Genomic DNA, 10,086 nt, shown 5'->3' on the forward strand with positions numbered 1-10,086 from the left:
CACCGCCAACATGTTCGGCTTCTGGGACTGGGTCGGTGGCCGCTACTCGATGGACTCGGCGATCGGCCTGTCGACGATGCTCGCGATCGGCCCGGACCACTTCCGCGACATGCTCGCCGGTTTCCGCGCGATGGACGAGCACTTCCGCAAGGCGCCGTTCGAGCGCAACCTGCCCGTGCTGCACGCGCTGCTCGGCATCTGGAACACGAACTTCCTCGGCGTCGAGAGCGTCGCGGTGCTGCCGTACGAGCAGTACCTCAAGCGTTTCCCGGCCTACCTGCAGCAGCTCGCGATGGAGAGCAACGGCAAGCGCGTCACGCGCGCGGGTGCGCGCGTGGGCGTCGACACGTGCCCGATCGTCTGGGGCGAGCCGGGCACGAACGGCCAGCATTCGTTCTACCAGCTCATCCACCAGGGCACGCGCCGCATCGCCTGCGACTTCATCGGCTTCTGCGAGAGCGCCAATCCCGTCGGCGACCAGCACGACCTGCTGATGGCGAACCTGTTCGCGCAGGGCGAGGCGCTCGCGTTCGGCAAGACGGCGGCGGAACTGCGCGCCGAAGGCGTGCCGGCCGCGCTCGTCGCGCACAAGACGTTCGAAGGCAACCGGGCGAACAGCACGATCCTCGCCGCGCGCCTCGACCCGCGCACGCTCGGCGCGCTCGTCGCGCTGTACGAGCACAGCGTGTTCGTGCAGGGCGTGATCTGGGACATCGATTCGTTCGACCAGTGGGGCGTCGAGCTCGGCAAGGTGCTCGCCAGGCGCATCGGCACCGAACTCGCCGCACCGAAGACGCCGCGCCTCGCGCACGACGGCTCGACCAACGCATTGATCCGCCGCTACCGCAAGCTGCGCGGGAGCGCACCATGAGCGGCGGCGCGAGTCCGCTCGCGGGGCTGCCGGCGACGTCGGTGCCGCTCGTCGACGTCGATCGCCTCGTCGCCGCGTACTACGAGGAACGCCCCGATCCGGCGATCCCGGCGCAGCGCGTCTCGTTCGGCACGTCCGGCCATCGCGGTTCGTCGTTCGCGGCGAGCTTCAACGAGGCGCACGTGTTGGCGATCAGCCAGGCGATCTGCGAGCACCGCGCCGCCGCCGGCATCGACGGTCCGCTGTTCCTCGGCATCGACACGCACGCGCTGTCGAAGCCCGCGATGGACAGCGCGCTCGAAGTGCTCGCCGCGAACGGCGTCGAGGTGCGCGTCGCCGCGGGCGGCGAGTACACGCCGACGCCGGCGTTGTCGCACGCGATCCTCGGCTGGAACCGCGGCCGCTCGAGCGGCCTCGCCGACGGCATCGTCGTCACGCCTTCGCACAACCCGCCCGAGGACGGCGGCTTCAAGTACAACCCGCCGAACGGTGGCCCGGCCGACACCGTGGTCACCGGCGCGATCCAGCAGCGTGCGAATGCGCTGATCGCCGACGGCCTGCGCGAGGTGCGCCGCGTGCCGCTCGCGCGTGCGCTCGCCGCACCCACCACGCAGGAACACGATTTCCTCGGCGCCTACGTCGAGGAGCTCGGCGCGCTCGTCGACTTCGAGGCGATCCGCGCCGCCGACCTGCGCCTCGCGGTCGATCCGCTCGGCGGCGCCGGCGCGCACTACTGGCCGCGCATCGCGGAGCGCTGGCGCATCGCGCTCGACGTCGTCAGCGAGCTGGTCGACCCGACGTTCGCGTTCATGAGCCTCGACTGGGACGGCCGCGTGCGCATGGACCCGTCGTCGGCGCCCGCGATGCAGCGCCTGCTGGCCTTGCGCGAGCGCTACGACGTCGCCTTCGCGTGCGACACCGACCACGACCGGCACGGCATCGTCGCGCGCAGCGTCGGCCTCATGCCGGCGAACCGCTACCTCGCGGTCATGATCGACTACCTGTTCCGCACGCGCGACGGCTGGCGCGCGGACGCGGCGATCGGCAAGACGATCGTCAGCAGCGCGATGATCGACCGCGTCGCCGCACGCCTCGGCAGGCGTTTGCAGGAGGTGCCGGTCGGCTTCAAGTGGTTCGTGGACGGTCTCGCCGACGGCTCGCTCGGTTTCGGCGGCGAGGAGAGCGCGGGCGCTTCGTTCCTGCGCCGCGACGGCGGCGCCTGGAGCACCGACAAGGACGGCATCGCGCCCGGGCTGCTGTCCGCCGAGATCGCCGCATGCAGCGGATGCGATCCGGGCGAGTACTACGCGCGCCTCGAGCGCGATCTCGGCGCCGTGCACACCGATCGCGTCGACGCGTCCGCGTCGAAGGAGCAGAAGGCGCGGCTCGCGAAGCTCGCGCCGGGCGAAGTCCGCGCCGCGACGCTCGCCGGTTCGCGCATCGTGCGCGTGCTCGATCGCGCCCCCGGCAACGACGCGCCGATCGGCGGCATCAAGGTCGTCGCCGAGGACGGCTGGTTCGCCGCGCGCCCGTCCGGCACCGAGGACATCTACAAGATCTACGGCGAGAGTTTCCGCAGCGCCGCGCATCTTGGCGAGATCCTCGCCGAGGCACAGTTGCTCGTCGACCGCACGATCGCCGGGTGATGGACCGCGCGCGCGATGCGCGCACGCGGCGGCTTGATCCGGCCGTCGCTCGCCCTCATCTGGCGGAGATCGCAGCAGTCAGGAATTCCAGTCGATGGCCAGCCAGCCGATCCGCATCGATTTCGTTTCCGATGTCGTCTGTCCGTGGTGCGCGGTCGGCCTCGCTTCGCTCGAACGCGCGCTCGAACGCATCGGCGACGCGGTCGAGGTCGACCTGCATTTCCAGCCGTTCGAACTCAATCCGGGCATGCCCGCCGAAGGCGAGGACGCGACGTCGCACCTCGTCGCCAAGTACGGCCTGTCGCGCGAGCAGCTCGACCACAACCGGGCGACGATTCGCGCGCGCGGCGCAGAAGTAGGGTTCGCATTCGGCGAGCGCGGCCGCATCGTCAACACGTTCGATGCGCACCGGCTGCTGCACTGGGCCGGCACGCTCGGCGCGGGCGAGCAGCGCGCGCTCAAGCACGCGCTGTTGCAGGCGTACCACGGCGACGGGCGCGACGTGTCGGACCACGACGTGCTCGTCGCGATCGCCGGATCGGCGGGCCTCGACGCCGCGCGCGCACGCACGATCCTCGCCTCGGATGAGTTTGCCGATGCGGTGCGCGCGCAGGAGCGGTACTTCACGGATCGCGGCATCCGCGGCGTGCCCGCGGTGATCCTCGACGAACGCCACCTCATCTCCGGCGGCCAGCCGGTCGAGGTGTTCGAACAGGCGTTGCGTCGCGTGGCGGCGGGCGACGTTCGGTAACGGCGGGACTCGCCGCGATGCGGCTCGACCCGCCCTGCGTGCGTCGGAACCGGTGACGTCCGCGCAGGGCGTTACGCGCGACGCGCGTGCCGCCGCATCGTCCCGTCAAGCGCGGCGCTTGACGAACGCGCCGGCGAGCACGATCGCGGCCACGACGATCGCGATGCTGGTCGTGTCGATGTTCGCGCGCGCGATGTCGATCGCCATTCCCGGCCCCATCCGCAGCAGCGCCTCGCGCATCGGCAGGCCGAGCATGCCGGCGACCTGCGCGACCGCCTGCAAATAGAACGAATAAAGTGCGGCGAGCGCGACGCACGTGCTCGCGACGAGCGCGCCCGACCAGTGCCCGGCGTAGCCGTGGCGACGCAACGTCCAGGCGACGGGCCATGCGACGAGGAACGCGAGCGCGGCGAGGTCGCCGCGGCTGTACAGCGACAGCAGGCACCACACGGCACCGCCGGCGAGCGCGCACATGGCCGCGGTCGCGATGCCGATCGCGCGCGGGCGGGAAGCGGGCGGGGGCAGGGCGGGCATGCGGATCCGGGGCGAGGGCGTAACCGACGATGATAGCCGCTCGCCGCGCCGACCGCTCCGCGCGGGAATCGGCGAGGTGGCGGCCGGCGGCGTGGCCGCCCCGCTCGATCCGCCTCACGCGATCGATTCGTTCTCGCGCAGCATCCACGCTTGCGGAAAATGGCTGAAGCCGACGTGCGGGTAGTACCGCTCGGCCGCGGGCGCAGCGAGCAGCAGCAGCTTCGCCTGGGGTGCGGCCGCCTGCGTGCGTCGCATGAGCTCCTTGCCGATCCCGCGGCGCTGGTGCGACGCGCGTACGGCGAGGTCGGCGAGGTACGTCGTCCAGACGAAATCGGTCACGCAGCGCGAGATGCCGACGAGGAGCTCGCCGTCCCACGCGGTCACCGTGAGGTTCGCGTTCGAGAGCATCGCGGCGAAGCGCACGTCGTCGTCGATGGGGCGGCGCTCCCCCAGCGTCGATGCGCGGTAGAGCTCGCGCGCCTGCTCGAGATGCGGGCGCACGTCGTCGCGGTAGGTGACGGTCATGCGCTGGCCTCGTTCGCGGCGAGCAGCTGTCGGACCGAGGCCGGAAGGGCGGCGTCGACGAGCTCGGGTTCCGGTTGCGGTGCGGCGTAGCGGGTGCGCATCGGCACGACGCCGGCCCAGTGCGGCAACGCGAGATCGGCCGGATTGTCCTTCGCGCCGCCGCTGCGCACCTTCGCGCTCGCGTCTTCGATCGCGAGCCGCAGCACGTGCGTGGCGGCGAGCTCGGTGCGGTCGGCCGCGCGCGATTCCGCGGCCCGCCCCGGGATCATCGCATCGACGAAGCGCGACAGCGCGAGCGCTTTCTCCGCCTCGTCGACGACCGCGCGCGCGCGGCCGAACACGACCACCGAGCGATAGTTCATCGAATGATCGAAGTGCGAACGTGCGAGCACGAGCCCGTCGACGTGCGTCACCCCGAGGCAGGCGGGCACGCCGTCGGCGAGTTCGCCCATGAGGCGGCTCGCGATCGAGCCGTGCAGCACGATCGTCTCGCCGTCGCGCGCGTAGAGCATCGGGATCACGAACGGCTGGCCTGCGACGCAGAACGCGACGTGCGCGATCATGCCTGCGTCGAGGATCGCGTGCACGCTGTCGCGGTCGTAGCGTGCCCGCGCCTTGGACCGCTCGACACGGTGGCGGGCATCGCGCGGCAAGGTGGCGGTTTCGGCATCCATCGGTTTCCTCGGCGGTCGGTCGGCACTCAACATTAGGCCCGGACATTGGTACCCTACAGTACCGGAATCGCGGAACTCCACGGAGCCAATCGTGTACCTCGACCTGGATGGCCAAGGCGCCCGCTATGCGCAGCTGATCCGCGCGCTCAAGGGTGCGATCCTGGACGGACGCGTCGCCGCCGGCGCGCGCCTGCCGGCGAGCCGCTCGCTCGCGCGCGAACTCGACGTCTCGCGCAACACCGTGCTCGCCGCGTACGAGCAGCTGCAGGCCGAGGGCTTCCTGCTCGGACGCGTCGGCTCCGGCAGCTTCGTCGCCAACGTCGGCAGCGCGACGCCGCAGAAGCGCAGCGCTAACTCGCTCGTCGCGCCGCTGTCGAGCTTCGCGCGGCGCGCGCTCGCCAACACCGACGGCCGGCGCATTCCGGGCCACCAGCACAGCGACCTGCGCTACGACTTGCAGTACGGGCTCCCGCTCGCCAATCCGCTGCTCGGCAGCGTGTGGCGGCGCGAGGTGAGCCGGGCGGCTGAGCACGTCGAGTTCGACTATCCCGATGCGCAGGGCGTGCTCGCGTTGCGCGAACAGATCTGCGACTACCTCGCGCGCCGCCGCGGCGTGCCCGCGGCGCCGGAGGACGTCGTCATCGTCTCCGGCACGCAGCAGGCGTTCGCGCTCGCCGCACGCGTGTTGCTCGAACCGGCCGACACGGTCGTGCTCGAAGATCCGCACTATCGCGGCGCGCGCCAGGTGTTCGCCGCGTTCGGCGCGCACGCGCGCGGCTGCCGCGTCGACAACGAAGGCCTCGTGCCGGCCGCCTTGCCGTCGAGCGCGCGGCTCGCGGTGGTGACGCCCTCGCACCAGTTCCCGACCGGCGCGCTGCTGCCGCTTTCGCGCCGCGTCGAATTGCTCGACTGGGCGAGCGGTCGCCACGCCTGGCTCATCGAGGACGACTACGACGGCGAATTCCGCTACGGCGGGCGACCGCTCGCCGCACTCAAGTCGCTCGACCGCGACGGCCGCGTGATCTACATCGGCAGCTTTTCCAAGGCGCTGTTTCCGGCGTTGCGCCTCGGCTACATGGTCGTCCCGGCGTCGCTGCGCGAGGCGTTCTCGGCGACGAAATGGCTCGAGGATCGCGGCTGCAATGCGCTCGAGCAGGCGACGCTCGCGCGCTTCATGGCCGACGGCGGCTTCGAGCGACACCTGCGGCGCGCCGCGGTCGCGTTGCGCGCGCGCCGCAGTGCGATGCTCAACGGCCTGCGCCGCCATGCCGGCGACGCGGTCGAGGTCGTGGATTCCAACGCGGGCATGCACCTCACCGCCTGGCTCACGCGCGCGAGCCATGCCGACTGCGAGCGCCTCGTCGCGCACGCCCGCACGCGCGGGCTCGGGCTCTACACGATTGCGCCGTATTGCCTCAAGCAGCCGCCGCGTCCGGGGCTCGTGCTCGGCTACGCCGGCCTGCCGCCGGCCGACATCGAGGCGGCGATGAAGCTGCTCGGCAAGTGCCTGCACGAGACCGGGCTCGCCCCCTCGCGCTGATCGCCCGCGGTTGAACGAGCGCGCCGCGCCCCGATATCGTCGGTGCGCAGGTCCGCCCGCCAGGCGGCATAATGCGCAGTTCCGCCAGGGCACTCCGATCCGTCGCCAATGGGCTACAGCCAGACTTCCGAACCGATCCGCTTCGAGCGCGACTGCGCCGCCGTGATGGTGCCGCAGGGCGACGAGGTGACGCTGCCTGCGGGGCAGGTCGGTTATATCACCCAGGCGCTCGGCGGCAGCTTCACCGTGTACGTCGACGGCAACCTGTTCCGCATCCGCGGCGCGGACGCCGACGCGCTCGGCAAGGAGCCCCCCGCGCCGCTCGAACTCGCCGAAGGCGCCGACGACATCGAAGTCGAGAAGCTCGTCTGGGAGCAATTGCGTACCTGCTTCGATCCGGAGATCCCGATCAACATCGTCGAGCTCGGACTCGTCTACGACTGCGACCTCGAGCGACTCGAGGACGGCCGCCGCAAGGTCAGCGTGCGCATGACGCTGACGGCGCCCGGTTGCGGCATGGGCGAGATCCTCGTCGACGACGTGCGCACCAAGCTCGAGATGATTCCTACCATCGCCGAGGCGGACGTCGACCTCGTGTTCGATCCGCCGTGGACGCAGTCGATGATGTCCGAGGCGGCTCGCCTCGAAACGGGCATGCTCTGATCCGACCGGCTCGAACGGCCCTTGCCCGGCGCAGGCCGTTTCGTTCTAGGATGGGCGCCCCCGACATGGCGCGCCCACGATGAAACGCCACCTGCACGTGATCGTCCTCGTCCTGTTCGTGTCGTTCCTGCTCTACGACATGGTCGTCTGGGGCGCCTTGCCGAGGGTCCCCGATGTCGGCCCGGCGATCGTCGATTCGGCGAACCGCGAGGCGCCGCTCGCCGCGACCTACGTCTTGCTCGGCGCCCCGCTCGACGGGGCGCTGCCCGCGCTGCAGGCGTTCGGCGAAGCGCGCGTCACCGAGGCTTTCGGCGAAGGCTTCCCGCGCATCCGCGAGGATTCCACGGTCGCGATGGATCTCATCTTCAACACGACCTGGAACGTCGGGCATCGCTGGCTCAAGACCGCGTACTGGTTCCCACCGCTGCTGCTCGTCGCGACCGTGATCGTGTGGCTGCGACGTCCGCGCAAGGTCGCGACGCTCGGACGCGGGCGCTGAAGCGAGGGATCGTCCTCGCGCGCGCGGGGGATCGCCCGCGCGACGCCGCAGACCGCGCCTCCACCCGATCGATGCTGCGCTGCGACGGTGAAACCGTATTCATGCCGTGCACGCGCCGCCATGACAAGGCGGCGGGCCTGCTGCCGTGCAGCAAATGAGGCCGATATACCAATCGGATCAAAGAGTTATGCGGAAGCGACGGCTTTTCTTGCGCGTTCGATGCTGCTACGTTGCCGACTTCCGCGTGGCTCCTCCATGCGGAGCGGTACCCAAGGGCCGGGCTGGGGAGCAGTACCGGTCTCCGCAGCAGAACGCATGTCGGGTCGAGAGAGGGACCGGCATCGCCGAGGACGCGGACGTGGGACGCAAGGAAGCCCGTCGGGTGTGGGGACACCGCGTCGGGCGTCCAGGGATCGTGGATCCGAGCGTGGATCGCGCTCGTGCGCGGCGAGGCCGCGGTACGGGCGATACGCACGGAGCGATGCCATCAGGGAGGTGAGAGGCGGCGGCCGGCGAAAACCGGCCGCCGTTTTTTTTTTTTGCCAATTGCCGCATTCGCGCACTTTTTTCGACGATCGCGTCGCCCTTGCCGATCGACGACGGCCGATTGTCAGGTTGGTGACAGCACCCGGGTGCTATCAGCTCGATGCGGACTGCATCCGCGCCGAGCGCCAGACTGCATCCAAGAGAGGGGATGCAGGCTGCACCGTCCCGACCAACCGGTTCGCGGACACCTCGGCGCGGTGGCAGCAGGCAACACGTACCGACACGAGAACGTTCCGAGAGCGGCCCGCTGGATGCGCGCCGGGGACGGCTTCGCCGCGTGCGACCGCATCGCGACACACACCCATAGGTATTTCGAACTTTGCATATTGAGGGAGTCAGTAATGCGTAATTCGAGAATCAAGGCGCGGATCGCCGTGCTTGGAGTGGCGGTTGCTTCCGCCGTGGCAGGAATGGGGGGCGCACAAGCGGGGGATGCTGCGTCCATGTCGACCAGTGATGCGTCCGCGGACGCACCTGCGGTGGTCAATCCGTATTCGCCGGCATATGGGCATTCCTATCGCCACGGCGTGATCCCGACCCGCGAAGTGCATGCTCAAATGCAGAAGTGGGCGAAGGCGCATCCGCCGGGCCTCACTGCGGCGACGGGGCCCGAGACGTTGTCGTTCGGCGGCGGCGTCGGCGGCGTCGGCGTGCTGAGCGGCCAGTCGAAGGTCTACCTGATCTTCTACGGCTCGCAATGGGGCACGCAGAGTACCGACGCCAACGGCAACCTGACCTTCTCCGGAGACTCCGCCGGCGCCGCCGCCGCGGCGCAGAAGATGTTCAAGGGTATCGGAACGGCGAGCGAACTCTGGTCGGCCGATCTGACCCAGTGGTGCGACGGTCCGAATGTCGCGAATGGCGCGACCAGCTGTCCCTCGAACGCGAACTTCGTGCCGTATCAGCAGAACATCTTCGCCGGGGCGTGGTACGACAACTCCGTGTCGTCGCCGAGCGCCGCGACGGCCGCGCAGCTCGCGAACGAGGCGATCAAGGCGGCGCAGCATTTCGGCAACACGACCGCAGCGTCCAACCGCTATGCGTACTACGTGATCCTCTCGCCGCATGGCACGAATCCCGACAACTACCAGGGTCAGTACTGCGCGTGGCACGACTACACCGCCGATGCGGGTGTGTCGTCGCCCTACGGTGAAATCGCATTCAGCAACCAGCCGTACAACATCGACTCCGGCAGCGGCTGCGGAGTCGGCTTCGTGAATTCAGGCAGCGCGGGCCAGCTGGACGGCTGGACCATGACGCTCGGCCACGAATGGCACGAGATGGTGTCCGATCAGTTCCCGGCGGGTGGTTGGACCAATCACACGGGAGGCACGTACAACGGCCAGGAGAACTCCGACGAGTGCGCCTGGATCGCTCCGGGACAGGCCGGCGGTGCCGCCAACGTCACGTTCGCGACGGGCACGTTCGCGCAGCAGGCGAGCTGGTCGAACGACACCAATTCCTGCGCGATCTCCCATTCGATCGTCGGCGGCGGCGGTGGCGGCACGAATGTCCCGCCGGTCGCGGGCTTCAGTTTCACGACCAATGGCCTCGTGGCCAACTTCATAGATGGCTCGAGCGACAGCGACGGCACGATCGCTTCGCGCGCGTGGACGTTCGGCGACGGCGGCACCTCGACCGCGACCAACCCGAGTCACACGTATGCGGCGGCCGGCACCTACAGCGTGTCGCTCAAGGTCACCGACAACGGCGGCGCGACCAACACCAAGACGAGTTCGGTCACGGTCACGGCCGGCGGCGGCAACGTGCTGCAGAACGGCGTGCCGGTCACCGGCCTCGCGGCGACCACCGGCAACCAGCTCGCCTACACGATGGT

General features: G+C 69.9%; 9 protein-coding genes and 1 pseudogene. 7 read left to right on the forward strand and 3 right to left on the reverse strand.

Annotated features, from left to right (window positions below; genetic code table 11):
- From pgi to VI238_RS02975, 3 genes and pseudogenes are all read left to right on the forward strand, one after another.
- Positions 1-871: pseudogene (gene pgi / locus VI238_RS02965) on the forward strand (glucose-6-phosphate isomerase); the annotation flags it as partial.
- On the forward strand, positions 868-2,517 hold the full coding sequence (gene pgm, locus VI238_RS02970) for a phosphoglucomutase (alpha-D-glucose-1,6-bisphosphate-dependent) (RefSeq protein WP_331648284.1): 1,650 nt from the start codon (positions 868-870) through the stop codon (positions 2,515-2,517). The pseudogene pgi and the gene pgm, both read left to right, overlap by 4 nt.
- 94 nt (positions 2,518-2,611) lie before the next feature.
- Entirely contained in the window at positions 2,612-3,268 is a 657-nt protein-coding gene (locus VI238_RS02975; RefSeq protein WP_331648286.1) for a DsbA family oxidoreductase, read from the forward strand.
- Positions 3,269-3,373: 105 nt separating this feature from the next.
- On the opposite strand, the gene VI238_RS02980 is transcribed toward VI238_RS02975, so the two are convergent.
- The 3 genes from VI238_RS02980 to VI238_RS02990 all read right to left on the reverse strand — a co-directional run bounded on the left by VI238_RS02980 (position 3,374) and on the right by VI238_RS02990 (position 5,001).
- The gene (locus VI238_RS02980; RefSeq protein WP_331648288.1) at positions 3,374-3,802 is read right to left on the reverse strand and encodes a hypothetical protein; all 429 of its coding nucleotides are present in this window, start codon (positions 3,800-3,802) and stop codon (positions 3,374-3,376) included.
- A gap of 114 nt (positions 3,803-3,916) precedes the next feature.
- Positions 3,917-4,327, reverse strand: coding sequence for a GNAT family N-acetyltransferase (locus VI238_RS02985; protein ID WP_331648291.1), 411 nt, complete (start codon positions 4,325-4,327; stop codon positions 3,917-3,919).
- Positions 4,324-5,001, reverse strand: a complete 678-nt coding sequence (locus VI238_RS02990) for a pyridoxamine 5'-phosphate oxidase family protein (RefSeq protein WP_331648293.1) — start codon at positions 4,999-5,001, stop codon at positions 4,324-4,326. Before VI238_RS02990 ends, VI238_RS02985 begins: the two co-directional genes overlap by 4 nt.
- A 91-nt stretch (positions 5,002-5,092) precedes the next feature.
- Here VI238_RS02990 and VI238_RS02995 point away from each other — a divergent pair, with 91 nt between their 5' ends.
- From VI238_RS02995 to VI238_RS03010, 4 genes are all read left to right on the forward strand, one after another.
- A complete protein-coding gene (locus VI238_RS02995) occupies positions 5,093-6,541 on the forward strand; it encodes a PLP-dependent aminotransferase family protein (protein WP_331648295.1) in 1,449 nt (482 codons plus the stop codon).
- A 108-nt stretch (positions 6,542-6,649) separates the two neighbouring features.
- Positions 6,650-7,204, forward strand: coding sequence for a putative Fe-S cluster assembly protein SufT (gene sufT / locus VI238_RS03000; RefSeq protein ID WP_331648297.1), 555 nt, complete (start codon positions 6,650-6,652; stop codon positions 7,202-7,204).
- Positions 7,205-7,283: 79 nt separating this feature from the next.
- Positions 7,284-7,703 carry a hypothetical protein gene (locus tag VI238_RS03005; protein WP_331648299.1) on the forward strand — a complete coding sequence of 140 codons (420 nt, stop codon included), beginning with the start codon at positions 7,284-7,286 and terminating at the stop codon, positions 7,701-7,703.
- A gap of 989 nt (positions 7,704-8,692) precedes the next feature.
- Positions 8,693-10,086, forward strand: a 1,394-nt coding sequence (locus VI238_RS03010; protein WP_331648301.1) for a PKD domain-containing protein, incomplete at its 3' end; no start/stop codon positions are given.

This window comes from Dokdonella sp. (genome assembly GCF_036518555.1).
Lineage (GTDB): Bacteria > Pseudomonadota > Gammaproteobacteria > Xanthomonadales > Rhodanobacteraceae > Dokdonella_A.

Coding starts and splice junctions, on each gene's coding strand:
- pgm (WP_331648284.1), top strand. CDS start 868: ATGAGCGGCGGCGCGAGTCCGCTCGCGGGGCTGCCGGCGACGTCGGTG.
- sufT (WP_331648297.1), top strand. CDS start 6,650: ATGGGCTACAGCCAGACTTCCGAACCGATCCGCTTCGAGCGCGACTGC.
- VI238_RS02975 (WP_331648286.1), top strand. CDS start 2,612: ATGGCCAGCCAGCCGATCCGCATCGATTTCGTTTCCGATGTCGTCTGT.
- VI238_RS02990 (WP_331648293.1), bottom strand. CDS start 5,001: ATGGATGCCGAAACCGCCACCTTGCCGCGCGATGCCCGCCACCGTGTC.
- VI238_RS03005 (WP_331648299.1), top strand. CDS start 7,284: ATGAAACGCCACCTGCACGTGATCGTCCTCGTCCTGTTCGTGTCGTTC.
- VI238_RS02985 (WP_331648291.1), bottom strand. CDS start 4,327: ATGACCGTCACCTACCGCGACGACGTGCGCCCGCATCTCGAGCAGGCG.
- VI238_RS02980 (WP_331648288.1), bottom strand. CDS start 3,802: ATGCCCGCCCTGCCCCCGCCCGCTTCCCGCCCGCGCGCGATCGGCATC.